This is a genomic window from Paraburkholderia aromaticivorans (genome assembly GCF_012689525.1).
Classification (GTDB): Bacteria; Pseudomonadota; Gammaproteobacteria; order Burkholderiales; family Burkholderiaceae; genus Paraburkholderia; species Paraburkholderia aromaticivorans_A.
Map to the genome: position 1 here is coordinate 1 of NZ_CP051517.1, position 25,866 is coordinate 25,866.

Genomic DNA, 25,866 nt, shown 5'->3' on the forward strand with positions numbered 1-25,866 from the left:
GCGTATGCGCGGGGCAGCGCCGCCTGCTCGCGCTTGACCTGCTGCGCACGACTGGCCGGATCGATGACAGCTACCCTGTCCCGGTCAAGATCGTGAGCGAGGCCAATGCCGTCGCGGTTTCGCTGATCGAAAACCAGCATGAGCCGATGCACCCGGCGGACGCCTGCGAGGCATTCCGCCTGCTGATTAATGAAGGCCGCACAGTGACCTTCATTGCCGCGTTGTTCTCGCTGTCGGAAATTCAGGTGCAAAGGCACCTGAAACTGGCGAACGTGTCGCCCCGCCTGCTTGACGTCTTCCGCGATGACGGCATGACGCTGGAACAGATCCGCACGCTTGCCTTGGCGGACGATCACGAACTGCAGGAACGCCTGTGGTTTGACGCCGCCCAGCCGTGGCAACGCAACCCGGCGCAGCTGCGCGCGGCGATCACGAACAGCGAGATCGATGTGGCCGACAGCAACCTGGTTGCGTTCGTCACGCTCGACGTATACGAGGCAGCAGGCGGTCAGGTGCGGAGAGACCTGTTCAGTGACGAGCAGAACGCCGGGTATGTGACCGACGCGGAACTGCTGCACCGCCTGGTGGCAGAAAAGCTCGTTTCTGTCGCGCAGACCCTGAGCGCCGAGGGCTGGCTTTGGGTGGAAACCCGCGTGCGCCGTGACTTTGGCGAAATGGCCCGCTTTGGCCGGTTGCCGTCGGCATCGCGCGAGTACACGAAGAAGGAAAAGACCGAGCTTCGCGCGCTGAAGAAAGCGAGCGAACAGGCCGCAGCGGAACTGAACGCGTACTACGACGCCGAAGACGAAGCCGAGGACGACGCCCGCCGCGACGCACTGGAAACCGTAGCGGACGCCGCTTCCCAGGCGCTGGACGACTTTGCTGAACGCCTCGAAATCTGGAGCGACGACCAGAAGGCGCGGGCCGGTGCATTCGTGACGCTCGACCAGGACGGCCACGCCGTGATCGAGCGCGGACTGGTCAAACCCGAGGACCGGGGCAGCGTGAACCGCGAAGGTGTGACGGGTGTTGACGAACTGCCAGCGCCAGCAGAAAAGCCGCTGCACGGCAAAGACCTCAGCAGGAGATTGACGGCACACCGTACCGCCGCCGTCCAGATCGAACTTGCACGGAACCCGGTGGCCGCACTGGCGGTACTGATGCACCGCCTGATCCCGGTTGTGTTCGATGACCGCTATGTCTGCGTCTACGACCAGCATGCCGCCGACGTGCGGGCCAGGTGCTCACACAACCGCCTGTTGCAGACAGCGGACGACATGGAAGCCAGCGCGGCATGGAAAGAAATTTCGGCCGAACGCGAAAAGTGGGCCACGCTGTTGCCGAAGCGTTTCAGTGATGTGCTGCCCTGGCTGATGACGCAGAGCGAAGACGTGCTGAGCAACCTGTTCGCCTTCTGCGTGGCCGCGACCGTCAACGGCGTGAGCGAATCGGATGGCGCACACCCGGTGAACGTGCTGATGAATCTGCTGAACGTCGATATGACGCAGTACTGGACGCCGACGCGAACGAGCTATCTGAATCACGTTTCGAAAGCACGCATCGTTGACGTGGTAGCGCAAGCAGTCTCCCCCGAAGCGGCGGCACCGCTGGAGAAACTGAAGAAGGACGCAGCCGCAGAGACGGCAGAACGATTACTGGCCAATGCACGCTGGTTGCCCGAAGTGCTGGTGAGCCGGGAAACGCCGGTCGTATGGGATGACGACGAAGACGAGGAGGAGGAGGAAGCCGCCTAAGCAAGCCGGGTGCAGCGCCCCGGAAGAAGCTGTATCGGGGCGCTGATCGATACCGGTTCATTTTCCAGAATCCCTTTTTAGGCCTCCGGCGCGTCGTTCCCCACGACGCGCTTTTTATTTTCCTGCAAGCCCGAAGTCACGCAGACCGCTGCGATATCGCGCGCGCCCGCGCGCCCTGATCGAGGCGCACGGGGACCCGCGCCGATAAGGTGCGGGGAGAGCGCCGACCCGGAGCGCAGCGCAGGGACGATCTGGCTGGGCCCCCGCACACTACGCGGGGACTTTCTCCGCCGCAGCCGCTTTAGCCGCTACCTCCGCGCTGGCCTGCGACTCCGCCTTTTTCTCATTTTCGCGCTCAGCGATGAAAGCATCGCCACGTTTCTTGAGCGTGTGCTGCAAGTCATCCTCAGTCTTGAACTGATCGAGCGCCCACAGTAGCGCGCCGGTCAGCGTGCCGCGATCCACCGGAAAATCAACCATCGAGACGATGCCGCCGAGTTCGATCAGTTCGCGCGTGCGGGCCTTGCGTTGATCCTCGCGCCGCGCGCTCAGCATGCGGGCGGCTTCGGCCTTCATCGCGTCAGCCTTCTGGTTAATTTTCTCCAGTCGGATCAGCTTGTCTAGCTGGCGGGACTCCTGTGCGGACGGATTCGGAATCGCCGCCAGTTCGACCAGCAGCGATTGCGTGGCGGTTGGCGACTTCAAACCCTTGATGTACTGGACATGTTCCGTGAGCCATTCGGCCTTTGCCATCATTTTTCTCCTGGATCGAATTCACGTTGCATCGAGCGAGGGCGCAGACCGATCATTCGGCCCCCTTCCTGCAAGCCATTCCGGATTATGAAAACCGCAAAAGCGAGCTAGTAAGGAGGCGCCACCCGGCAGGATCTGGCGAGCAAAGCGAGTCAAAGCGCGCTTCCGCGTTTCTATGCTAGCATAGAAACAGCTTATGATAAGACGAAAGCCAAGCCGCCAATGCCGACATACCATCTGAGCGTGAAAGCAGGCAGGAAGGCTGCCGCAGGGGAGCACGCAAAGTACATTGCGCGGGAGGATCACTACGCCTACATTTCTCGCGGTGGAAAGTACGAAGAGCGTGGCGACCTCAAGATGACCGAGAGCGGCAACATGCCAGCATGGGCCGCGCACGACGCGAGCATTTTCTGGCAGGCAGCAGACACCCATGAGCGGGCAAACGGTCGCCCGTACACGGAGATCGAGGTGTCGATTCCGCGCGAACTGGACGATGAACAGCGCGTCGCGCTCGTGCGCGAGTTCGTTGAACACACACTCGGCGAGCGGCATGCGTACACCTGGGCAATCCACAATCCGGCAGCGAGCGACGGACTGGAACAGCCGCACGCGCACATCATGTTCACGGAACGGTTGAACGATGGCATCGCCCGCGATCCAGGGCACTATTTCAGGCGCTGGAATGCGCAGGAACCGGAAAAAGGCGGAGCCGGAAAGGACCGCTATCTGAGCAGCCGGCAGTTTGTTCGCGACGTGCGTGAAGAATGGGCCGTCACGGCCAATCACTTCATGGCACGGGCGGGCATCGAGGCCCGCATCGACCATCGCAGCTACCGGACGCTGGGTATCGACCTGGAACCGTCTGTGAAAGTAGGCGTCGCGCGCTACGCGGGCGAGCGTGGTGTGATGGCCGGATTGCTCGAAGAGAATCGCCAGCGCGCCTACCGCAATGGCCAGCGGCTGCTCATCAATCCGGCGATCGGTGTCGCCGCGCTGACGATCAATCAGTCCATCTTCTCGCGACGCGACGTCGAGCAGTTCGTGTTTCGCAATACCGATGGTGCCGAACAGTTCCGGCAGGTTTACGCACGCCTGATGAATTCGAAAGAGCTGCTGGCGCTCAAGGATTCCGGACGGACGGGAGAATGGTTCACGTCGGCGGATCTGCGTGCGATTGAGGTGCGCCTCGTCGATCGTGCTCGCGCAATGGGTCGCGCCGGCGACAGCGCGATGGGCGACACCGCGGTGCGTGAAATACTGCGCGCAACCCGGAAGTTTAATGCGGGACAGGATGCGGCTTTTGTCGCGCTCGCGGGTGGCGGCCAGCTGGTGGTCGTGAATGGCGCAGCGGGTACCGGCAAAAGCTATGTGCTCGCGGCCGCACGCGAAGCGCTCGAGGCGGACGGACTGCGCGTGATCGGCGCAGCGCTACAGGGCAAGACGGCCGACGACATGCAACGCGACGCGGGCATCGCGAGCCGGACGCTGCACAGTCTGCTTTCGGGCATCGAGCGCGGCACGGTGACGCTGGATGCGAAAACGGTTCTGGTAATCGACGAAGCCGGCATGGTTGGATCGCGGCAGATGGAAAAACTGCTCGGCCACGCGCACGCGGCCGGAGCGCGCGTGCGCCTGGTGGGCGATGCGTGGCAACTGCATGCGGTCGCCGCCGGCGATGCTTTCCGCGCAGTGTCGCGTGAGGCAGCCGCCGCAAACCGGCTCGAAAGCCTGACGGAGATCAGGCGGCAGGACGAGCCCTGGCAGCGCGAAGCAACTTCGGCGCTGGCCCGGCACGATGTGCAAACGGCCGTGTCCACGTATGCGGAACACGGGGGTGTGCAGCTGTATTCGACCGTCGCCAATGCGCGAGAGCAGCTGATCGCGCAGTGGCAGGATGACCGCCGGACCCGTCCGGGCAAGACCCAGCTGCTGCTGACGCATACCAACGAAGAGCGCTGCGCGCTGAATGCGCGCGTGCGCGAATTGCGACGGGCTGCCGGCGAGCTGGGTGCCGAACAGACCGTGCGGACCGAGGACCGGCAGATCGCGATCGCCGTCGGCGAGCGCATCATGTTCCTGCAGAACGAATACGTGATGCAGGTCAAGAACGGGACGCTGGGCACGGTCGAACGGATCGAAATGCCTGACAGGAAAGCGCCCGGCGCCGTGCTGCATGTGCGCCTTGATGACGGTCGGCGACTCGCGGTCGACACGGCGCAATATGGCCATTTCGATCACGGCTACGCGCTCACGGTCCACAAGAGCCAGGGTGTGACAGTCGATCGCGCGTACGTGCTGGCCACGAAGAGCATGCACGCCGAGCTGGCCTATGTCGCGATGACCCGGCACAGGGAAAATCTGGTTGTGGCGGCCGGTCGGGACGAGTTTGTGGATGGCGCGGCCCTGATGCGCAGCCTGTCGCGTGCTGACGAAAAATCGTTCAGCGCGCAGCACGAACTGAGACCGGAGCGCGATCATCGGCCTGAGTTGGGCTACCGGCACACGCTGAACCAGCGCCGTGTCGAATTCTCGAATGCGCCGCGGCCCCGACGGGCCGAAATGACGCTCGGCCGGGCCGTCGAACAGTATGCCGACGCGCTATACGTCGCGTCGGTCGCGAAGGGCGACGGCCGGCCGCTGGTGGCAAAGGAGCGCGCTGCCCTGAAACGGGCAGGGGCAGCACTGGATCGGCGCGACCTCACGATGCGACGCGAAATCCGTTACGTGGTCGAGCGGGACGATCGTGCCTGGCGGGCACTCGTTGAACTCAGCGGCGCCGAGCGGGCAGCCGCCCTGGTGAATGAGGTCGCCGCCGCGCGGGCGCAGCAACGGGGATCCAGTCTACAGACAACTGAACGTACGCCACCGGGATCGGGTAGCGGAACGGCCGGACGTTTTGCTGACATGACGCGTGAGGAACGGCAGGATCGTCGTAACGCATTCAGGGCGCCGCTGCGTGAGGCGGCTCGTCAGCCAGTCGAGCGCGACAGGTCATCGGGGCACAGCACAAAAAACCGTGGTCGAGGCGGGCCGGAAATCGGTGATTAACTTCGAATATCGGAATCACTGAGTGAGATCGAAACCGCGTGATTTGCGCGAATCCTCAATTTATATTCGACTCATTGTTCTCAAGTAATGCTGGCGCAATAGCAAGTACTCGAACAGATGAGCTGCGCGCAGACTGAATAGCTTTTTGTCTTATTCACATTGGAAATGAAACGAATTGAATAATCGGACTGTTTGTGGGTCGAAGCTGATCCGTGTCGCCGGACTCAGGTCGTGACACTCCGCTTTTCACGATTGAATCCGTTGAACTGGTTCGCTCCGATAAACTCAACGCTGATTAGTGGAATTATCAGGGTTGGAAGGGCGCAAAAAAATGGCCCGCACCTTCGCGGACCCGGTTCTGGCGGAGCAAGGACGGGCGGCCAGTCTCCCGCCGGCCCCGCCTTGCCCGTTTTGCGGTCGCGTGTCGCTAGCACGGACCACATCTACATGATAGTCACTGCACCGGCATGCGGCGGGGCTTTTCAACGCCACGCCGCGGGCGGGCACCGACCCCACCCGCTCCTTGGGACGAGGACTTGCGCGGTATAAGGAATTGAGAAAAAACGCAGAAAAGTGGCGTAAATGAAGGGGTCGATAATCCGAGTTCTACCCCTTCATTTGCGGACACGGGCGCATGCATGGATCCGTCATGTCAGCAAATGCCGCGGAATCCGGGCTGCGCCGCGTTCGGAACGGGTACCGGACGTCCGCACACCTTGGCGGCCGCAATGCGGCCCGGGAGCCGGACCGGACGCGCGGCCCAGAGAGAACAGGGCAGCGGCGGTTCGTCAGAGGTCGCCATCAATCAGCCCCATGGCGCAAAACCCGCACCGCATTGGCACGCCAGTGTGTCTCCGGTGCGGTCGACACCCGCACGCCTATCAAATCCATCCCGCGGATACGGCCGGTCCACAGCTGAGGGGTGCAGACCCGGCTGCATGGCGGCGTCCTGTATTGCCCACGCTTCGACGCGCGCGCCTTGTGTCGTGAATCGGGAGCGAGGGCGCACCGGTTGCGCAAGGGCGCGCAGTTCGGGTAGGGTGGCATTCACAACCCCAGCGAGGAGCAAGCAATGAACAAGCAGGAACTGGTCGACGCAGTGGCCGCGAAGACGGGCGGCAGCAAGGCGGCAACCGGCGAGGCGATCGATGCGGTGATCGCGGCGATCACCGGCGAAGTGACGAAGGGCGGCACGGTGCAACTGGTGGGATTTGGTTCATTTGCGACGGGCGCGCGCGCTGCGCGGGTCGGCCGCAATCCGGCGACCGGCGCCGAGATCCAGATCCCGGCTGCGAAGACGGTGAAGTTCACGGCGGGGAAGGCGTTCAAGGACGCAGTGAACGGCGCCTGAGACCGGACGCAGGCCGTCGGCCGGATTTCTGCCGATGGCGTGGCGGCCAGCAGGCTAGCCGCTAGAGGTGCTGGCGGCAGCGACGGCGCGGCGTGATCGGGCAGGGCCTGGACCCCGGCCAGCCGGCCTGGTAGCATCAGTGCGAGATGCCGCGACGCACTGCGGCCCCAGCGATTCGCTGCATGTCTAGATAGATAGCCGTATGGAAAAGAAACGATCGTGGACCGGACGCGAAATCTCGTGCCCAACGATCGGCGCGTTACTGCGCTACCGGACGCGCATCGTGCGCGTGATTGCGGAAGCCCGCGGGCAACGCGCGATGATCGAATCGCTCGACACCGCAGGCCGGACCTTCGTGAGCACGGTGAAGTGGGTCAGCCTGCGAGAGCTGGGTAACCAGCTTTTCTGAAGCTGGATATCTTCGCAGACCGATCGCTCCGTCACTCCGGGATGTCTGCGGATCAGATACCTCAACTCTCCGGCTTCGATATGGCCGCCGGTGCCCGAACGTCGCAAGTGTGCTCATCCCGTCGCACTGGATGCGGAAATTTGCCGCTCGTATACTGGCGTCGACATCGGGAAAGGAAAAAGTATGCGGCGCGTGATTGTCCGGCGGTCTCCAGTTCACGGCAAAGGCGTGTTCGCCGTGCATGCGCTCGCGGCGGGCGAGCGCGTGCTTGAGTACAAGGGTGAAATCACTTCGTGGCGAAATGCGGTGCGCCGTCACCAGCGTGAAGGCGTCGAAGGGCATACGTTTCTTTTTGGTCTGTCGGATGGGCGGGTGATCGATGGCAGCCGTGGCGGCAACAGCGCGCGCTGGCTCAATCACGCCTGTGCCCCGAACTGCGAGACCATCGAGGATCAGGGACGAATTTTCATCCAGACGCTGCGGCCGATCGAGCCGGGCGAAGACTGTTCATTTTGCGTGACGTTGCAATTTCTGTGGCCTCCGATGACCGAGCGCAGAAACGCGTAGTCATCTTGTCCGATGGAAGCCACAGAATCCAGTTATAGGGATCGCAGGAACTGCATCAAATCGGAATCCATAGCTCGTCGCCGTAATGATGGGTTGCTCTGTTCAAGGCAGGCTAGGGCGCGGGCCTTCATTTCGAGGTCAATCTGAGCGTAGACATTGGTCGTGTTGAGTGACACATGTCCCAGCCATGCACGGATGGTATTGATGTCTACACCGGCCCGAAGCAGGAATGTCGCGGTTGTGTGCCGAATCGTGTGCGGACTGACCCGTTTGCGATTAAGCGATGGCAGCTGGTGCGCCGCGTTAGCTGCATGACCCTCCACTACTGCGTGAATTCCAAATCGGGTCATAGGTTGGCCGCTGCGATTCAGGAATACATGCTGGCGCAGCGAACGCCCCGCAACCAGGGATTCGATTACATCCGCGGTATGCGGCCACAGCGGACATATGCGTGTCCGGTCGCCCTTTCCATGCAAGGTGACGAAGGAATCTCTTTTATGCGATTTGTCCAATTGCAGGTCACTTACCGTGAGCTGAGCGAGTTCGCTCGCACGTGCTCTTGTATTGTATAGAAACAGCAACGTTGCATAATCGCGCGTGCCTTGCGTCGTCTGGCGGTCCGGTGAGGCCAGAAGCGCGTCCATCTCTACTTTTTCCAGATACGAGATTTGTGGCCTTGCGTACTTCCTGAACGGTATCGCAAGCACGCCACCCGACCACTGCAGGTGTTCGGGACCATATTCGCCCACGAAGCGGGCGAACGTATGGAGTGCCGCAAGCTTTTGATTGATCGTCCTGGCACAGCAGTCGCGCTGTGTCGACAGTTCGGACAAAAATCGGGTAATCAATTCACGCGTGAGATCCTCGACATTCAACAGGTCAGCGCGCTTATGTGTCTTACCTGCCGCATACCGGATCAAGCTCGCCAGTGTTTCGCGATAGCTGAGCTGTGTGCTTCCTGCAAGGTTTCTCTCCGTGACCACATACTCAATGAGAAATCGCCTCACCCATGGTGATAATGAAAGTGCTTTCATGATAATTGACCTCCTACGTATCTCTCGAACCGCGAGGACGCCTGTACCAGTAAGTCTGGCGTCATCGTGAGATAAACCTGTGTCGAGACGATGTTCGCATGACCAAGATACGTCGACAGCAACGGCAGAAGAGCCTGGACGTCGGCGCCTTGCTGATACCATGTCGTCAACCGCTTCACAGCAAAGGCGTGGCGTTAATTCCGCAAGCGGAATTAACAACATCTGTGGTCGACCACAGAATTCATTGAATATCTGCTCGCCACAGAGGATCCGGTGGATGAAGACGTCCGGGTGCAGTACGCGTGCCGGTGCGCCGCGGCGGACTGTCGTCACTCGATGCTGGCCGAAGCGGCGTGAACAGAGGGGTGGGAGAGTCAGTTGGCAGTCTCACGATCCCGAAAAAAGCGCCGTCCTAGACAGGATTCAAGGCGGGCCGCCCATCCAGGATGGCGGCGACATTGTCCAGCGCCGTAAACCCCATCTGGCCTCGGGTCTCGATCGTGGCGCTGGCCATATGGGGCGTCAGGAACACGTTGTCCAGTTCCGCGAAGCGCTTGTCGACGTTGGGCTCGCTCCGGTACACGTCCAGACCCGCGCTGAACAGATGTCCCGAGGTCAGGGCTTCATAGAGCGCGTCTTCGTCCACCAGACCGCCACGCGCCGCGTTGACAAAGACCGCGCCCTTGGGCGTAAAACGAAGGAAAGTTGTCACTGGACTGCGCTCGCGGGGGCAACAGTTTAGCCATTGAATTGACAACATTGCTTCGCTAACTGGCGAAGTAAAGTCGTCACTTCGCGTTAGCGCGAACTAAAATTGTCAACTCACGTTCGTCCTAGACCATGAAATCCGCAGGCAGGTGGTACACATGGTCGACGTTTTGCGAAGTTTCGAGCCACTCACGCTGCCGCGCCCACGCGGCGCGCACCGTTACGACGTGTTCAGTCCGAAAGTGGGGCGACGTCTGACGCCATACAGGCGCGGCGCTTTCGAAGCATGGCTGATGCTCGAAGCGGATCCTTCTGCAAAGTCGTTGCTTGAAAGGCCTTGCTTCGTGGCAGTCGACGGGCAACGCTGCATCGTCGAGTTCTGGGGCAAGGTCTAATGACCATGAATGCCTGGTAGTACTATCAGAGGCAGCACCTGCGACCATTCGCCCACCGAGCCGTCGTGGCGTCGACCCGGAACAATCAAGCAGATACCTTCGACCGACGGCATACGTCCTGAATGCGAGGTCTTATCGGTCCGCCATATCACTGTGCGCGGTGTGGTAACGCTCTACGGGGCGAGATATCCGCTGATCTTTTCGAGGCACCCAGCGAGCCGCACGGAGAATCGTATCGCTATCTCGCTGCATTTCTACAACCGCATTTCTGGTAGCTTCCGCCTCGGTCCTGACGACCATTACGCGTAGCTCGCCACGGTGCGTGGCAGACCACGAGCGTATATTGCCCACCTTTCGGTAACGCGATGTGCTTCTTCGTTGCCGCCGCGATCGCTACGCAAAAACAGGTGTTGACAACATTACTTCGTTTTTGGTGACAACTTTCCTTCGCTCTACGTGAACGAAATGCCCTTGTCCAGCGGGAGCACTTCCTTAAGCATGGCCGCGGCCTGCCGGTACGGCAGATGGACTGCCCACTTCGCCTGGAGATATTCCAGTTCCGGCGTGACGCGCGTGGTTAGGGTTTGGGACAAGGGATGCACCACACGCCGCGGCGTCCGCGCATTCCGCTGGCAAGCACACGACCACAGCCGCGGGCTCTTCACCATCACTTTGCCGTACACGGTGCGCAGCACCGTCGAGCGACTATCCTTATGAGTCAAGGCCGCACCGCAGCTCCGACAATGGGTCTGGCCTGAGAGCCACGACTGCACCTGTTTCGAAATGAGCGCGACCTGGACCTTGGCCAGCAGCGACCGCCCTTCCGCGAGAGTCAGGCCCAGTTCGGCAAGACAGCAGTCAGGGCGCTCAATCACCGCCAGAACTCCGTCGCCTACCTCGACCGTATCATTGTCTCCGTCGGCCAACCTTGCTTCGATGATCAACCGCATGGCTTGCTCCCACCGTTGCGAGACCGATCAGCCTACTCCAGACGAAACCGATGCCGCTACCGGAAGCACAAGCGGCCCTCCCTAGGAGCCTCCTCCCCAACTTTTGCACGCTCTCCGTGCCGTCGTCTGTCAGCGACCACCCGACGCGCGCCAGTTCAAGCAGCGACTTTCCGTTCCGCGCCGAGGGGCAATTCAGGCGCGTCACGGTCAGACTGCGGCACAGCGCCAAGCCGGCGATGCACGTCATACGTTACGAAACCCTGTTCGCGGCTTGGCACATCGAACCACTCCCGATGGGCAAACGAATCGCGAATATCTTCAAGACCGCTTTCCCAATGCTCGTGCATCGTGTCGATGCTGAACTCGTAGTCCTTGTAATGCCCCTCATACGGTTTGTTCTTGTAGATAAGGTGCACGACATTGATCGCACTGCCGTCGGCCGCTTCTTCAGCACGACGGAAGAGCGGATCGGCCTTGAGCACATCAGCCGGAACATGCCTGAGCAATTGCTTGATGAAGCGCGCGTGCTTCTGACGATCCGCCAGCATGCTGGTAATCGCCCGGGTACGGCTCGAGTACTGAATGTCTTTGGCACGTTCGGAGACGTCGAGGAAATCGCCCGGCGCATTGCCTCTTGCGCTCCACAGGTCCACCTGGAAAACCAGCGCATCCTTGTGGTCGGCATCGCGAAGCACCTCGGTCAGCGGAGTATTCGAAACGAGGCCGCCGTCCCAGTAGTGCTCGCCGTCGATCTCAACCGCCGGAAAGCCCGGCGGCAACGCGCCCGACGCCATGAAATGCTCCGGTTCGAGACGCATCTTCGTGTTGTCGAAGTACACCAGATTGCCGGTCCGCACGTTCACCGCACCCACCGAAACGCGAATGTCGCCGTCGTTGATTCGATCGAAATCGGCAAACTTCAACAGGGTTTCCTTCAGCGCGGCTGTATCGTAATAGCTGACCACGTTGGGGCTTTGCTTGCCGAAACCCGCCATGGGCAACGGGTTGCGCGGCGAGAAGAAACCCGGCTGACCCTCGGTCAACGCGCGCCCGGCTGCCCACATGCTGGCCCACTTGCGCGACAGGTCGTGCATTCCGAACCCGGGCAGCGCCCAGCCGCCCAGCCCACCGACCCAGTCGACCGGATGGCAGATCGAATTCCAGAAACCGCGTAACGCTTCCACGCGGTTCTCCGGCGCATTGCCCGCAATGATGGCGGTGTTCAGCGCGCCGATCGAGACGCCGGCGATCCAGTGCGGTTGCACGCCGGCCTCGGCGAGGCCCTCGTAGACGCCGGCCTGGTAAGACCCGAGCGCGCCGCCGCCCTGAAGCACCAGGGCAATTTCGTCGTAGCGCGGCAGCACGAATGCATCCGGCTGCCGGTTAGTTTTATTTGTGCTGCTGCGCATACGCGACCCCTTATTGCATTGCCCAACCGTGGCTGACGATCACCGACTGCCCGGTGAGCGCATTCGATTCGAAGCCCGCGAGGAACGCAACCGTATTGGCGACGTCCTCGACCGTGGTGAATTCACCGTCGACTGTTTCCCTGAGCATCACGTTCTTCACGACATCGGCTTCGGAGATACCGAGCGCCTTGGCCTGCTCGGGAATCTGCTTGTCGACGAGCGGGGTGCGCACAAAACCCGGACACACCACATTCGCCCGAACGCCGCGCGAGCCACCTTCCTTCGCAACCACCCGGGCCAGTCCCAGCAAACCATGCTTGGCGGTCACATAGGCGGACTTTAGCTTCGATGCTTCGTGCGAATGCACCGAGCCCATATAGACGATCGAGCCGCCCTTGCCACCCGCGTACATGTGTTTGATCGCCGCCTTCGTCGTGAGGAAGGCACCGTCCAGGTGGATCGCCAGCATTTTCTTCCAGTCGGCAAATGCATACTCCTCGATGGGAGCGACGATCTGGATGCCCGCGTTCGACACGAGCACATCGAGGCTGCCCAATTCCTTCACCGCGCGTTCGATACCGCTATTGACCGCTTCTTCGCTGGTGACATCCATTGCAACTGCCAGCGCCTTGCCGCCCGCTGCAACGATGCCGCTCGCCACCTTCTGCGCGCTGTCGAGATTCAGGTCGGCGATCACCACCGCGGCGCCAAGACTCGCGAGCTTGCGTGCACACTGCTCGCCAATACCGCTTGCTGCACCGGTCACAAGTGCGACTTTCTGGTTCAATGACATGTAGCTATCCTTCCTTATTGGTTCGCAGAGCGTTATTGATTGACCGCGAGCTTCATGCTCCCGGTTGAGTCCGTTTCAGTAGAGGCCAGATAATCGAGCGCAACTTCGCCGATATCCAGTGTGAGATTGGCGATCACATGACGTGCACCGACCACCCGCTTCACCGGCAGATCGGCGACGGGCGCCAATGCGTGCGGATGCAGTTCGAGCGCGGCGGGACCCGACCACGCACCGAGCACGCTCACGTCGCGCAGATAGAAGCGCACGAGCTCGCACACGCGCGCCGAACCATCAACGTGCGGAATCACTTTCAACAGGTAGTTCGGTGTGTCCGCGAGCTTCTTGCGTTCGGTCTCGATGTCGAGCGGCAAATGCTTGAAACCCATCGTGCCGGTTGCGATACGTTGCGTGCCGTAGTCGAGCGTGCCGAGCAGCGTGTCGTTGCCGTCGACGCTCAAGGTCGGCCTGGCGAGTTTCTTCGGAAAACCCCAGATCTCACGACCGCCCGCAATGGGGCCTTCGTCGTCGAGATACATGGAGTGGGTGTAATTGCCGAGGCGCCCTTGCTGGTCGCGCACGGAGATGACCTGACCGCTTTCGGTGTAGTCGCCGAAACCGGATGAGTCCGGCATGCGAATGAATTCGTAATGCACGAGATCGTTTTCCGGATGCAGCGGCTCGGGCACGATGGCGCGCAGCGCATCGAAATCGGTCTCGTACGAAATGATGAAGTATTCCCGATTGATGAAGCGGTACGGCGGCCGGGGATAGGCGGGATTGTGAACAGGCATCGCAAAGGCGTCTTTGCGGATTGAAGCGAGATTCATAACACTCCTCTATGACAGGTGGCACATGCAGAGCCGGTGCAATGGTAGAGGCAATGCCCATGCAATAGAAGCCATCATTCATCAATAGACCGTTAACCAAACTGCAACGCTGCGGCCGGAACCTCCGTACAAGTCACGGGGGCGAATGCGCCACTGGTATTGCCAGCCAGATCATGGCTGGCTTCGGCGGACCCGGTGCGCCGACGTCGACAACTAATTAGAGTAGTCGCTAAGATGTGTGGGGCAGGGTGCCGGCAAAGCGTGGCGAATGTTAGTTTGCTGACACAGGAAGTCGCCGTCCGACAGCTCGATGCCGCCACCGTCAGCAATCCTTCGCATTCCTGACGCAGAACCGTGTTCGCCCGAGCGTCGGCTCCGGCCGATGATTTGCCGTACCCGGTGCCCGACGGAACGGCCGTTGCGTCCACCGGTTGAATCCGCCCCTGCGTAGCGGACGTAAGAAATTGCTTCCTGGCGGTACCTCAGCTCGAGTTCTAAGTCTCTTCGGCTTGCCGACTGATGGCGCCTGCGTCATAACCCAGTCGCTCCGATGCAAGCGCGGCGCAATCGAGCAACGAATTGATATGGGCCGACTCTCCAGAAACCGGCAGATCGTTGTCCCGTCCAAGCAGCCCAATCACGACGGAGACTTTACCCGTGTGGTCGTAGACAGGAGCAGCGACGGCATTTATGCCGGGTACGCTCAGCCCCGCGATTGCTGCATAACCGTTCGCGCGTACTTCCCGATAAAGCTCGCGCAGCTGGGCCGACGTGAATTTTTGCCCGGAGACCGAAAGCGTGTGCTCCTGAAGCCTGACGGCCTTCTTGACAATCTCCTCGGACAAATGGGCTGCGAATACCCGTCCCGTCGCGCTAAGGTGAATTGGCAGTTGCGCCCCGACGCGGATGTTCATGTAGATCGGACTGTCGGCTTCCTCCAGCAAACAGACGACAGGACCCACATCAGTCCAGATCGCGCCGAAAGTTGTATCCCGCGTAGTGTCCCTCAACCGTGCGATTGCCCGAGCCGCTTCCTTGACAGGCGAGCACGCCCATAGTCCAGAGAGTCCTATCGCGATCGAACTCCGGCCAACTCCATAGTGGCCGCTGGCCCCGTCCTGCTCGACGAGTCCCGCGCGCGTGAGGCTCACCAGATAGCGGTGCACCTTTCCGACAGGCATGCCGCATTTCGCCGCGAGTGATCGCAACGGTACGAGCCTTCCAAAAGTCGCAAGTGCTCTCAGAATTTCCGCCCCGATTTCGACCGACTGAATGCCGGGACGCTGGTCGTCGGCCTGATCGTCCTGCTCGGCTTTCGTTTCTACGTTCATCGCCTTCCTTTCATGGATTGGTGCAAAGGGTATCAGCGGCATCCCTTGCCTTCAACCCGCGCAGTCCTCCCCGCCGTGCCAAATCTTCACGAGACGTTTGCTTGACAGGCTGTTTTTCATCTTATATTGTATGATGCATCTCATATTATAAGATATCGAGCAAATCAAAAATGGACCCGGAGATGACTATGGAACTTGATCATGCTGGCGTGCGCGCCCAACTCTCAAGCGATGCATCCGCGCTCAATCTGGTGCAGTTCTGGGAGCAGCGCATGGAGATCGAAATTGAGGAGCCGCGGCGGACCGCGGTGCCTTGTCACTGGAATTGGTCCGACATCAGCCCACGGCTCGCGGTGGCTGCCAAGACTGTGCCGATCGAGGAGTGCGAGCGGCGGGCTCTGGTGTTTGCCAATCCGGGGCTGTCCGGCAAGCCATACATCACGCAGACCCTGTTTGCTGCCTACTCGCTTTACAACCCTGGAGAACAGGCACCGGTTCATCGTCATACGCCGAATGCGAGCCGCTTCGTGCTGGAGGGCAGCGGTGGGTTTACCACGGTAAATGGCGAGAAGATTCAAATGTCGCGTGGCGATCTCGTGCTGACGCCCAACGGCTGCTGGCACGATCACGGAAACGAAGGAACTGAACCGGTTATCTGGGTTGACGTTCTCGACGTTCCGCTAGTCGAATCACTCAATTCGACGATGTTCGAATTCGACTATGTGGAAGGTGAGCAGCGGAAGACTACCCAGTCGGTCACCGCGCCGTTGGGATATTCCACGCAGTTGTACTCGCGCGGGGGGCTCACGCCGACCTTCGTTGACCACCGCAGGGGCCGCGTCGATCACTCCCCGATGTTCGTCTATCGATGGAAGGACACGCGGGCGGCGCTCGATGCAATGTCCGGGCTGCCTGGTAGTCCCTACGATGCGATCACGATTGAATATACAAATCCGGTTAGCGGCGGCCCTGTGATGTCTACCATGTCTTATAGAAGCACATTGCTGCGCGCAGGCGAACGGACGCAGCCACAAAGGCGAACCTCTTCCTCGGTATTTGTCGTGCTGGAAGGCAGCGGAAGGACCAAAATAAACGGCCAAACTTTCGCGTGGAAGCCCAACGACGTCTTCTGCGCGCCCGCATGGTCGTGGTTTCAGCATGAATCGACCGGCGGCCAGGCCGTGCTCTATTCGGTGACTGACGAGCCCGCCTTCAAGAAATTCGGCTTGATGCGCAAACAGGCGCGTAACGACGACGGAACCATTTCTGAACTGGAGGTAGCATGAACGAAGCACAATTTCCGTCCGGCTGGCACGTAATCTCTCAAGAGGGAGATGTCGAAGCGTTTTGCGTCGGCCCTGCCGAAAGCAAGAACGATGCGCCGCGCGGCACGATTCTTCTGCTTCAGGAAATCTTCGGCGTCAACGCCGCGATGCGCCACATCGCGACGAAACTGGCTGAGAGGGGATACAGGGTGGTGTGCGCTGACGTTTTCGGCCATCTCGAACGCCGGGTCGATCTCGGCTATAAGGAGGCCGACCGCCAACGTGGCTTCGCATTGCTCCAGGCATTCAATCAGGAGACGGCTCTCAATCACTGCAACGCCGTAGCGGAGTGGGTGCGTCACCTGCCTGGTTCCAATGGCAAGGTGGCCGTCGTCGGGTTCTGCATCGGCGGTTTGCTCGCACTGAGGTACGCCGCCCGTTTTCATTGCGATGCCGCGGTTTCTTTCTACGGCGTGCGGGTTCACGAGCATCTGAAGGAGTTGCGCAGCATCGAATGTCCGCTGCAATACCACGTGGGCGAGGCGGACACTCACATACTCCCGGATCATATCAACGTTATCGAGAACGTCGTCGACGGCATGCCGAACGCAACCGTCTACACCTACAAAGACGCGAAACATGGATTCTTCAATTCGTTGCGTGAGGAGGTGTTCAGCCGGGAGTCCTTTCTCGCGGCGGATCAGCGCATGCTCGAATTGTTGACGGAGCGACTTCGATGATTGCGCCGTTCCAGTTCGAGTGCCTGCCACCGGCAGTCGCTTACTGATCTGACGTCATCTGCGATTTGGCAATCGATCGCCTCACCCTCGTCGGGCATCCGAGAACGTTTCGGCAAGCAGATTGCGCAGCCATTGGTTGCCCGGCTCCTTGTGCACTTTCGCATGCCAGAAGATATTGATGCCGATCTTTGGAAGTTCGACGGGGTGTTTGACATACGCCAGCTTGAATGGCGCCAGACACTCCATCGCGTAACGCTCCGGAACCGTGGCGATCATGTTCGTATTCGAAAGGATGTGCCCGACGGCGACGAAATGCGGCACGGTAAGCCGAACGTTTCTGCGAATGCCTTTTCGCTCGATCATTTCGTCCACTTTCGCGTGTCCTGTTCCCGGGGAAACGACAACGACGTGGTCGGCTTCGGTGAACTGCTTGAGGGTAATTCTTTTTCCTTGAAGTGGATGACCCTGGCGAAACATGCATACATAAGGCTGCTGGAACAGGCTGCGCTGCAAGAATCCGGCCTTTAGGTGTGGCAACAAGCCCATTGCAAGATCGACCTGTCCTGCTTCCATCGCGTCCCTTAGATCCACAGACGTGTTGCGCAGCGTGCTGACAGAAACCTGGGGAGCAACATGCGCCAGCTTGTCCATTAGCCTAGGCAAAAAATAGATCTCGCCAACATCGGCCATACCGATGGTGAATCTTCGTGTGCTCGTGGCGGGGGAAAACTCGGATTGCTGGTTCAACGAGCTTCGAATCGTGCTTAACGCGAAGCTGATTGGCTCTGCAAGCTGACTCGCATAGAGGGTCGGCTCCATGCCCTTCGATGTGCGAATGAAAAGTTCGTCCTGAAGAAGTTTGCGCAACCGGCTTAGCGCGTTGCTCACCGTCGGTTGCGTCAAACCAAGTTTGTCAGCCACCTTGGCTACACGACGCTCGATGAGCAGTTCATTGAAAACGACGAGCAGGTTCAGGTCGATGTCATTCAGTTCCATGGTCTCATTCACAGCGTAAATGTTGAAAATTCACGATATTGCATTTACCAATGTTAGGCCAGTTCATAGAATTGAGCCACGAAAGATTTCAGTAGAGCAAATCTCATGGATCTAGTTGTCCGTCCGCTCAATCGCACGCTGGCTGTATCGCCGGGCGCCAATCTGCTGAGTGTGCTGCGCGAGCACAACGTGCCGATTTCGTATAGCTGCACCGCTGGCCGATGCGGCACGTGCCGCTGTAAGGTCACCCGCGGCCACCTTCTCGAGTCAGGCTCGGAGACACAGGTCACCCGCGTGAACGAGGGTCAATTTGCACTGGCCTGCATGAGCGAATTGACGGAAAACTGCGAGATCGAGGTGCCGGAACCCGATGAAGTCGTGATTCATCCTGCGAGGGTGCTGAAGGCCACGGTCGTCGCGATCGCGGACATGACGCACGACATCAAGCGGATCGTCCTTCGACCAGCCAAGCCGTTGTCGTTCTCACCTGGGCAATACGCCCAGGTCCAGTTCACGCCGAACCACATCCGGCCGTACTCAATGGCAGGTCTTGCATCAGACGAAGAACTGGAATTTCACGTTCGTCTGGTTCCTGGTGGGCGGGTATCGAGCTATATCAGCACCGAACTCGTTGTCGGTCATTCGGTACGCGTGAGCGGACCGCTCGGCACGGCCTATCTACGCGAAAAGCACACTGGGCCGATGTTATGCGTCGCGGGCGGGACGGGACTCGCACCGATCCTGTCAATCGTTCGCGGCGCGCTCCGCGCGGGCATGGCCAATCCCATCCATCTGTACTTCGGCGTGAGGTCCTCACCTGATGTCTATGGGGGGAACTGGCTGGAGGATCTTGCGCGCGAGCATCCCAACCTGTCGGTTCAGGTGATCCCGGCCTCGGATGCGACCGGGCGCTCCAGACGTACCGGCCTCGTTACCGATGCCATAGCCAGTGACTGGGGGGACGGCCTGAAGGACTTTCGCGCCTACCTTTGTGGCTCGCCCCCTATGGTGGAGGCCGCCTCACTTCTTCTTAACCAGCGCGGGATACCGCCCGAGCATATCTATGCCGACGCCTTCTATTCGAGCGACCGGTAAATCGGAGACAAGTACGATGCAAAGTCACACCATTGAACCAGAGCAAGCGCAAGCGAGGCGCGAATACTACGACCGCATCAGTCAACAGAGCCTGACTCCGTTATGGGAAGTGCTCGACCGGCTAGTGACGCCGACGCCGGCCTCTCCCGCCGTGGCGGCCATCTGGCGCTACGCGGAGATTCGCGAGCCCCTCATGGAAGCAGGCCGCCTTATCACCGCAGCCGAGGCTGAACGCCGCGTGCTGGTCCTGGAGAACCCGGCGCTACGCGGGCGTTCGGCCATCACGCAGACCCTGTATGCGGGCCTGCAACTGGTTTTGCCCGGAGAGGTGGCGGCGGCCCATCGCCACACGCAGTCAGCGCTGAGGCTTCTGCTCGAGGGCGATGCCGCCTATACGGCGGTCGATGGGGAGCGTACCACGATGCGCCGAGGGGACTTCATCCTGACGCCTTCCTGGACATGGCACGACCACGGCAATCCTGGCAATCAGCCGGCCATCTGGCTCGATGGGCTCGATGTGCCGCTGGTGCAATTCCTCGATGCCAGCTTTTCGGAGCGCTCGAGCGTGTCCACCCAACTGCCTGTCAGGCCAGAAGGGGACAGCCTGAAGCGATACGGCGCGAACATGCTGCCGGTCGACCACAAAGTCGACGGCGTGTCACCGAGCCCTGTGTTCGTCTATCCCTATGAACGTACCAGGGAATCGTTGCTGGGGATTGCTCAAGGGGAGCCGGACAAACACCTTGGCTTCAAGCTGCGTTATGTGAACCCTGCCACCGGCGGATCGCCGATGCCGACAATCGGAGCCTATGCGCAGAGGCTTCCCCGAGGTTTCGAGACCCAGTCTTACCGGTGCACGGACGGTACCGTCTACGTCTGTCTGGAGGGTTCCGGTCACGCCGAAATCAACGGGGCCACGCACAGCTTTGGTCCCAATGACATCTTTATCGTTCCTTCCTGGAATGAGCTGCGCATCCATGCAACAACGGACACGCACCTGTTTAGTTTTAGCGATCGTCCGGTCCATCAGGCACTCGGCCTTTGGCGCGAGTCGCGGGAGTAAAGAAATGACACATCACATCGATTTCGCAGTTTCGCCTTCCCCCGTCTACTCGCTGAACGTACACGGAAGCGAGAAGCGTTTTCCGGTCAATCGCGTCTTCTGCGTCGGACGCAACTACGCCGCTCACGCGCGCGAGATGGGCAAGGACCCTGACCGGGATCCGCCGTTCTTCTTCATGAAGCCGGCCAGCGCCATCGTGGACGCCTCGGCGCCCGTGTCGGTTCCCTATCCGTCGATGACCTCGAATTACCAGTACGAGATCGAGCTCGTGGTCGCGATTGGCAAGGGCGGCTTTGAAATCCCGGTGAGTGAAGCGCTCGATCACGTGTTCGCTTACGCCGTTGGACTGGACATGACGCGTCGTGACTTGCAGCTTGCGGCTCGCGACGCGGGCCGGCCGTGGGAGTTTGGCAAGAGCTTCAGTGAGTCGGCTCCGATTGGGGCGTTGCATCGCGTCGGCGAAACCGGGCATGTGAAGTCGGCGGCGATTGAATTGACTGTCAACGGGGCGAGCAAACAGGCATCGGATGTGGCAAAGCTCATCTGGTCGACTGCGGAGTGTATCGCGCACCTGTCGCTCTACGAACCGCTGCGTTCTGGCGATCTGATCATGACTGGAACCCCAGAAGGCGTCGGTCCTGTGGTGGCTGGAGATGTGATGCGCGGCCGCATCGAAGGACTCCCGGAAGTAACCGTGACCGTGATCCAGAAGGTGGGGGCAACGCGATGACATCCACGATATTCCCTCAAACCGTCAAGTGGGAAGACGAGGGTACCAGCCGTATCCCGTTCATGGCGTACACCGACGAGTCGACCTACAAGAAAGAGCTGGAGAGGTTCTTCTATCGCAAGCACTGGTGCTACGTCGGACTTGAAGCCGAGATTCCGAACCCTGGCGACTTCACCCGTACCGTCATTGGTGAGCGCTCCGTCATCATGGTCCGCGGCGCCGACGGCCATGTCAACGTCATCGAGAATGCGTGTGCCCATCGCGGCATGGCGTTTTGCAGAGAGCGTCACGGGAACCGGAAAGACGGGTTCACCTGTCCGTACCACCAATGGAACTACACGTTGGAGGGGGATCTGCAGGGCGTTCCGTTTCGCCGGGGTGTGAAACAGGACGGTAAGGTGCACGGCGGCATGCCACCTGAGTTCAAGTTGCAGGATAACGGCTTGACGAAGCTGAAGGTCGCAACGCGGGGCGGGGTGGTATTTGCCTCGTTTGACCACGGGATCGAGTCGCTCGAGGATTTTCTCGGCCCGACGATCTTGCAGTGTTTCGACAGGACTTTCAACGGCCGGAAGCTGAAGGTTCTCGGATACAACCGGCAGCGCATTCCGGGCAACTGGAAGCTCATGCAGGAGAATATCAAGGATTCCTACCATCCTGGTCTTCTGCATACGTGGTTCGTGACCTTCGGACTCTGGCGTGCCGACAACCGCTCTGCGCTGAAGATGGACGTGCACAATCGGCATGCTGCAATGATCTCCACGCGGGGCAACTCGCTCAAGGCGTCGGAGGTGTCGCAGGTCGCGCGCTTCAAGGAGGACATGCAACTCAATGACCCGCGCTTCCTGGATATCGTCACGGAGCCCTGGTGGGGCGGCCCGACTGCGGTCATGACGACCATCTTCCCGAGTGTCATCCTCCAGCAGTCGGTCAACAGCGTCTCGACGCGGCAGATCCAGCCCAACGGACACGGCTCCTTCGACTTCTTCTGGACGCACTTCGGGTTCGAGGACGATTCTGAGGAGATGACCCAGCGACGGCTAAGACAGGCCAACCTGTTTGGCCCGGCGGGCTTCGTCTCGGCTGACGATGGCGAGGTGATCGAATTCTCCCAGTCGTCGTTCGAAAGCCGTCCGTCTCATCGGACACTGGCCGAGCTGGGTGGGCATGAGGTCACCGACACCGATCACATGGTGAGCGACACGCTCATCCGGGGCATGTACCGCTACTGGCGCGAAGTCATGGAGGCACCGGAATGATAGAGACCCTGAAAGACTGGATGGCGCTGACACGGCTATACGCAGACTATGCGAGCGCGGTGGACTCCGGCGACTGGAGCCTGTGGCCGGAGTTTTTCACGGAGCAGTGCGTCTACCGCCTACAGCCCCGCGAAAACTTCGAACGCGGATTTCCACTGGCGACGCTTTCGTTCGAAAGCAAGGGGATGCTCAAGGATCGCATCTACGGCGTCCAGGAGACGCTCTTTCACGACCCGTACTATCAGCGGCACATTGTGGGCGCGCCTCTGGTGCACAAGGTCGAGGATGGTCGCATCTACAGCGAAGCCAACTACGTCGTGATCCGCACGAAGCTGAACCAGCTGTCGACCGTGTTCAATGCAGGTCGTTACGTCGACGAAATCGTTGCGACCCCCGACGGTCTGAAGTTTGCCTCGCGTCTGGCGATCTACGACAGCGAAATGATTCCGAACTCCATCATCTATCCAGTCTGATCATGAATGCCGATGAGACTTTTTCGTGGCAGGACGTCATCGCGGTCGATGACGTGCCGGCCGATGACGTGGTCGGTGTAATCGTTGCCGGAAAGGACCTCGCCATCTACAGCGTGGATGGTGACATCTTCGCCTCCGACAACCTGTGCACCCACGGCCACGCCCGGCTTTGTGACGGGTTTCTTGACGGTCACGAAATCGAATGCCCATTGCACCAGGGGAAGTTCGACGTTCGCTCAGGCGAGTCGACCTGTGCCCCGGTAACCCTGGCCATCCGGATCTATCCCGTCAGGATCGAGAACGGCCGGGTCTACGTCGCCTTCGAGTAGGAAGGCGTTCCACCAGAACATACAGAAGGGAGTTTCAATGCAGCCCGTTTTTGATTTCTTCTGCCATTCGCCGACCGTCCTGTTCGGCGCCGGGCGCGTCACTGACCTTGCGGGCCGTCTCGATCAGCTGGGAAAATCGTGTGCACTGCTCATCACAACAGAGGGCGGCGCCCGCCGCTACCGGCAAGTCGCCGAGGCTCTCGGGTCCCGGCTTCGCGCCTCGTTCGATGGCGCGGTGCCGCACTGTCCCATCGAGGTAGCGAATGCAGCACTCGACGCGTTCCGCCGGCAGGAATGTGATGCCGTCGTCACCGTCGGAGGCGGTTCGACGATCGGCCTTGGCAAATATATTGCGGTCGAGACTGGCGCGCCCCATATCACCTTGCCGACCACGCTCTCGGGCTCGGAGATGACGCCGCTGTTCGGGGTACTCGTGGAGGGCGAAAAGCGCGCCAGGCGGGAACCCAAAGCGCTCGCCAACACCGTCATTGTCGATCCGGTGCTGGCGCAATCCTTGCCGATCCGCGAGACCGCGACCACCGGCATGAACGCGCTCGCGCATTGTATCGAGGCGCTGTACGTCCCGAAGAGCAATCCGTTGACCAGCCAGCTCGCGCTGACCGGCATCGACATGCTCTATCGTGCGCTGAAGAAACTGGCGGACCAGCCCACCAACCTGGACGCCCGCAGCGAGGCGGCCTATGGCGCAGCGATTGGCGGCCTGATGGTCAACTCGGTCGGCATCGGCATGCACCACCGGATCTGTCACATACTGGGCGGGCGCTTCGAGGTACCCCACGGCGAGTCCAACTGTGTCGTGCTGCCGCACGTGCTGGCCTATAACGCGCCGGCGATACCTGAGGCATGCGCGGCGATGGAGTCGGTGATGGGCGCGCATCCCGCAGTGGCGCTACAGCGACTCGTACGCGATCTGGGGGCTCCGGTCGCACTGCGCGAGCTGGGCGTTCCGGCCGACCGCATCGCCGCCATCGCCGGTGAATCTTTCCATCACATCGATCACAACCCCCTGCCGGTTGACGAGGCAGCCGTGCACACGTTGCTGCATGCCGCATGGGCTGGACAGGTGCCGTCCGTGAGGTGAGGGCGGTAGGGGCTTCATCGCACTATCCATCCGACGCTAGTGGTCTCGCCTTGAGGCCGCTAGCGGCAGCCGTTCGGCCTGCCCGCGTCTTGCGGCCACAGGTGCAGACTACACAGAAAAATACATAACCTCCTATCTATTTGATTAGCAGACCATAGATTATAAAAAACAGCCGTAAAACACAGGAGACGTCAATGGAAATGCGAAGTGTGTTGAGGAGCATCGCGTTCTTTTCACTCGTGCTGGTGTCACGTCTGGCGTACAGCCAGAGCAGCATCACGCTATACGGCATCATCGATACAGGAGTCGAATACTATAACCACGCTGCCGGTGGAGGCAGTTTCGCCGGGATGCCCACTTTGACGGGCGAAGTGCCTTCGGAGTGGGGCCTGACGGGCGTGGAGGATCTCGGGGGCGGCACCAAGGCGTTTTTCAAGCTGGAGAACGGCTTCGCGCCGGGCACCGGTGGCTTCAATTACGGTGGCCGGGAGTTTGGGCGACAGGCGAACGTGGGGCTGCAGACGGCCTACGGCTCGCTGACGCTTGGGCGGCAGAACAACATGTCGACTTACGCGGTCCTGAACGCCGACGTTATCGGCCCATCGGTTCATTCGCTGTACGTCTTCGACAACTATTTTCCCAATGCGCGCAGCGACAACGCTATTGGCTACATGGGAAAGTTTGCGGGCGTGACCGTCGGCGCCACGTACAGTTTCGGGCGCGACGCAGCCGGACCCGGCGGACCCGCCGCGACGAATTGCCCGGGGCAGGTGGCCGGCAATTTCCTCGCCTGCAAGCAATACACTGGCCTGATTGCCTACGATTCGTCCCGTTTCGGGGTGGCGGCATCGTATGACCGGATGCGTGGTAACGCGGGGGCCTCCGCTCCGCTGACCAGCAGCGCCTACACGGACTCCCGCTCTGTGGTCGATGGTTATTTCAAGCTCCCGAGCCTGAGGGTAGGCGGTGGCTGGATTCACCGCAATCTGTCGGCTGGCGCCGCGAGCATGGTCTATAACCTGTACTTTTTCGGACTTACCTATACGCCGATAGCGCTGCTGGCACTCGACGCGCAGGTTGACAAATACATCCAGTCGGGTGTGACGAGTTCGACTGAGCTGGTCGCGCGTGCCAGCTACTATCTGAGCAGAAGTACGTCTGTCTATTCATCCGTGGGTTATATGATCAACGGCCGAAACGGCAGCGCGTCGGTGGCTGCCGGCGGTACGGTGGAGACAGGTGCGGAACAGCTTGGCGTGATGCTGGGCGTGCGGCACACATTCTGAACCTCGGGACCCGGGGGTGACATACCGCGATCCGTTACCTTCATCGATGCGCCCGGGGGGCCGTCAGGCCGGGCAACGTCATCAAGGTTGGGGTCGAGCGCCTGGGCGAAATATCGGCGCGCGTTGCCCGACTGGCAGGATCGCGGCTTCGTAGGGCGGTGTGTCGCGGCCGGTTGGTCCGAAGCCTCCCTGCTCCCAT

General features: G+C 60.5%; 23 protein-coding genes and 2 pseudogenes. 16 read left to right on the top strand and 9 right to left on the bottom strand.

Going from position 1 to position 25,866, the window contains the following annotated elements; translation table 11 throughout:
• Nucleotides 1-146: 146 nt before the first annotated feature.
• Nucleotides 147-1,754, top strand: a complete 1,608-nt coding sequence (locus HF916_RS48985; RefSeq protein WP_206002076.1) for a ParB/RepB/Spo0J family partition protein — start codon at nucleotides 147-149, stop codon at nucleotides 1,752-1,754.
• 270 nt (nucleotides 1,755-2,024) lie between these two features.
• On the opposite strand, the gene HF916_RS48990 is transcribed toward HF916_RS48985, so the two are convergent.
• A complete protein-coding gene (locus HF916_RS48990; RefSeq protein ID WP_168795885.1) occupies nucleotides 2,025-2,507 on the bottom strand; it encodes a conjugal transfer protein TraD in 483 nt (160 codons plus the stop codon).
• A 222-nt stretch (nucleotides 2,508-2,729) separates the two neighbouring features.
• Here HF916_RS48990 and traA point away from each other — a divergent pair, with 222 nt between their 5' ends.
• The 4 genes and pseudogenes from traA to HF916_RS49010 all read left to right on the top strand — a co-directional run.
• Nucleotides 2,730-5,555 (top strand): Ti-type conjugative transfer relaxase TraA, encoded by a 2,826-nt coding sequence (gene traA, locus HF916_RS48995; RefSeq protein ID WP_168795886.1) that lies wholly within the window; start codon nucleotides 2,730-2,732, stop codon nucleotides 5,553-5,555.
• Nucleotides 5,556-6,600: 1,045 nt separating this feature from the next.
• Nucleotides 6,601-6,906 (top strand): HU family DNA-binding protein, encoded by a 306-nt coding sequence (locus HF916_RS49000; RefSeq protein WP_431311478.1) that lies wholly within the window; start codon nucleotides 6,601-6,603, stop codon nucleotides 6,904-6,906.
• Between the two features lie 202 nt (nucleotides 6,907-7,108).
• Complete coding sequence (locus HF916_RS49005; RefSeq protein ID WP_168795887.1) at nucleotides 7,109-7,315, top strand: hypothetical protein; 207 nt, start codon at nucleotides 7,109-7,111, stop codon at nucleotides 7,313-7,315.
• Nucleotides 7,316-7,498: 183 nt separating this feature from the next.
• Nucleotides 7,499-7,819, top strand: a pseudogene (locus HF916_RS49010) (SET domain-containing protein); the annotation flags it as partial.
• Between the two features lie 95 nt (nucleotides 7,820-7,914).
• On the opposite strand, the gene HF916_RS49015 reads toward HF916_RS49010, so the two are convergent.
• Nucleotides 7,915-8,916, bottom strand: a complete 1,002-nt coding sequence (locus HF916_RS49015; protein WP_168795889.1) for a tyrosine-type recombinase/integrase — start codon at nucleotides 8,914-8,916, stop codon at nucleotides 7,915-7,917.
• Nucleotides 8,917-9,328: 412 nt separating this feature from the next.
• A pseudogene (locus HF916_RS49020) lies at nucleotides 9,329-9,598 on the bottom strand (2-hydroxyacid dehydrogenase); the annotation flags it as partial.
• A 184-nt stretch (nucleotides 9,599-9,782) separates the two neighbouring features.
• Between HF916_RS49020 and HF916_RS49025 the strand changes: the two are divergent.
• The gene (locus tag HF916_RS49025) at nucleotides 9,783-10,019 is read left to right on the top strand and encodes a hypothetical protein (protein WP_168795890.1); all 237 of its coding nucleotides are present in this window, start codon (nucleotides 9,783-9,785) and stop codon (nucleotides 10,017-10,019) included.
• A gap of 452 nt (nucleotides 10,020-10,471) precedes the next feature.
• Here the strand turns inward: HF916_RS49025 and HF916_RS49030 are convergent, their stop codons facing one another.
• From HF916_RS49030 to HF916_RS49050, 5 genes are all read right to left on the bottom strand, one after another.
• The gene (locus HF916_RS49030; RefSeq protein ID WP_168795891.1) at nucleotides 10,472-10,969 is read right to left on the bottom strand and encodes a hypothetical protein; all 498 of its coding nucleotides are present in this window, start codon (nucleotides 10,967-10,969) and stop codon (nucleotides 10,472-10,474) included.
• Nucleotides 10,970-11,124: 155 nt separating this feature from the next.
• Nucleotides 11,125-12,378 carry a DUF3734 domain-containing protein gene (locus HF916_RS49035; protein WP_168795892.1) on the bottom strand — a complete coding sequence of 418 codons (1,254 nt, stop codon included), beginning with the start codon at nucleotides 12,376-12,378 and terminating at the stop codon, nucleotides 11,125-11,127.
• Nucleotides 12,379-12,388: 10 nt separating this feature from the next.
• A complete protein-coding gene (locus tag HF916_RS49040; RefSeq protein ID WP_168795893.1) occupies nucleotides 12,389-13,171 on the bottom strand; it encodes a 3-hydroxybutyrate dehydrogenase in 783 nt (260 codons plus the stop codon).
• 32 nt (nucleotides 13,172-13,203) lie between these two features.
• Entirely contained in the window at nucleotides 13,204-13,998 is a 795-nt protein-coding gene (locus HF916_RS49045) for an acetoacetate decarboxylase (RefSeq protein WP_168795894.1), read from the bottom strand.
• A 494-nt stretch (nucleotides 13,999-14,492) separates the two neighbouring features.
• On the bottom strand, nucleotides 14,493-15,371 hold the full coding sequence (locus HF916_RS49050) for an IclR family transcriptional regulator (protein ID WP_168795895.1): 879 nt from the start codon (nucleotides 15,369-15,371) through the stop codon (nucleotides 14,493-14,495).
• Nucleotides 15,372-15,517: 146 nt separating this feature from the next.
• On the opposite strand from HF916_RS49050, the gene HF916_RS49055 reads away from it, so the two are divergent.
• Both HF916_RS49055 and HF916_RS49060 read left to right on the top strand, forming a co-directional pair.
• On the top strand, nucleotides 15,518-16,615 hold the full coding sequence (locus tag HF916_RS49055; RefSeq protein WP_168795896.1) for a cupin domain-containing protein: 1,098 nt from the start codon (nucleotides 15,518-15,520) through the stop codon (nucleotides 16,613-16,615).
• Nucleotides 16,612-17,334, top strand: a complete 723-nt coding sequence (locus HF916_RS49060) for a dienelactone hydrolase family protein (protein WP_168795897.1) — start codon at nucleotides 16,612-16,614, stop codon at nucleotides 17,332-17,334. The genes HF916_RS49055 and HF916_RS49060 overlap by 4 nt, the downstream gene beginning before the upstream one ends.
• A gap of 81 nt (nucleotides 17,335-17,415) precedes the next feature.
• Here the strand turns inward: HF916_RS49060 and HF916_RS49065 are convergent, their stop codons facing one another.
• Nucleotides 17,416-18,330: a LysR family transcriptional regulator gene (locus HF916_RS49065; protein ID WP_168795898.1), complete on the bottom strand. Its 915-nt coding sequence runs from the start codon at nucleotides 18,328-18,330 to the stop codon at nucleotides 17,416-17,418.
• A gap of 105 nt (nucleotides 18,331-18,435) precedes the next feature.
• Between HF916_RS49065 and HF916_RS49070 the strand changes: the two genes are divergently transcribed.
• From HF916_RS49070 to HF916_RS49105, 8 genes are all read left to right on the top strand, one after another.
• Entirely contained in the window at nucleotides 18,436-19,425 is a 990-nt protein-coding gene (locus HF916_RS49070) for a 2Fe-2S iron-sulfur cluster-binding protein (protein ID WP_168795899.1), read from the top strand.
• 16 nt (nucleotides 19,426-19,441) lie between these two features.
• Nucleotides 19,442-20,488, top strand: coding sequence for a gentisate 1,2-dioxygenase (gtdA, locus tag HF916_RS49075; protein ID WP_168795900.1), 1,047 nt, complete (start codon nucleotides 19,442-19,444; stop codon nucleotides 20,486-20,488).
• Nucleotides 20,489-20,492: 4 nt separating this feature from the next.
• Nucleotides 20,493-21,218 (top strand): fumarylacetoacetate hydrolase family protein, encoded by a 726-nt coding sequence (locus HF916_RS49080; RefSeq protein WP_431311476.1) that lies wholly within the window; start codon nucleotides 20,493-20,495, stop codon nucleotides 21,216-21,218.
• Nucleotides 21,215-22,477 carry an aromatic ring-hydroxylating dioxygenase subunit alpha gene (locus HF916_RS49085; protein WP_168795901.1) on the top strand — a complete coding sequence of 421 codons (1,263 nt, stop codon included), beginning with the start codon at nucleotides 21,215-21,217 and terminating at the stop codon, nucleotides 22,475-22,477. Before HF916_RS49080 ends, HF916_RS49085 begins: the two co-directional genes overlap by 4 nt.
• Nucleotides 22,474-22,950, top strand: coding sequence for an aromatic-ring-hydroxylating dioxygenase subunit beta (locus tag HF916_RS49090; RefSeq protein ID WP_168795902.1), 477 nt, complete (start codon nucleotides 22,474-22,476; stop codon nucleotides 22,948-22,950). The genes HF916_RS49085 and HF916_RS49090 overlap by 4 nt, the downstream gene beginning before the upstream one ends.
• A 2-nt stretch (nucleotides 22,951-22,952) precedes the next feature.
• Nucleotides 22,953-23,279 carry a non-heme iron oxygenase ferredoxin subunit gene (locus HF916_RS49095; RefSeq protein WP_168795903.1) on the top strand — a complete coding sequence of 109 codons (327 nt, stop codon included), beginning with the start codon at nucleotides 22,953-22,955 and terminating at the stop codon, nucleotides 23,277-23,279.
• A 37-nt stretch (nucleotides 23,280-23,316) separates the two neighbouring features.
• Entirely contained in the window at nucleotides 23,317-24,381 is a 1,065-nt protein-coding gene (locus tag HF916_RS49100) for a maleylacetate reductase (protein WP_168795904.1), read from the top strand.
• Nucleotides 24,382-24,581: 200 nt separating this feature from the next.
• On the top strand, nucleotides 24,582-25,667 hold the full coding sequence (locus HF916_RS49105; protein WP_206002082.1) for a porin: 1,086 nt from the start codon (nucleotides 24,582-24,584) through the stop codon (nucleotides 25,665-25,667).
• The last annotated feature ends 199 nt before the right edge of the window (nucleotides 25,668-25,866 follow it).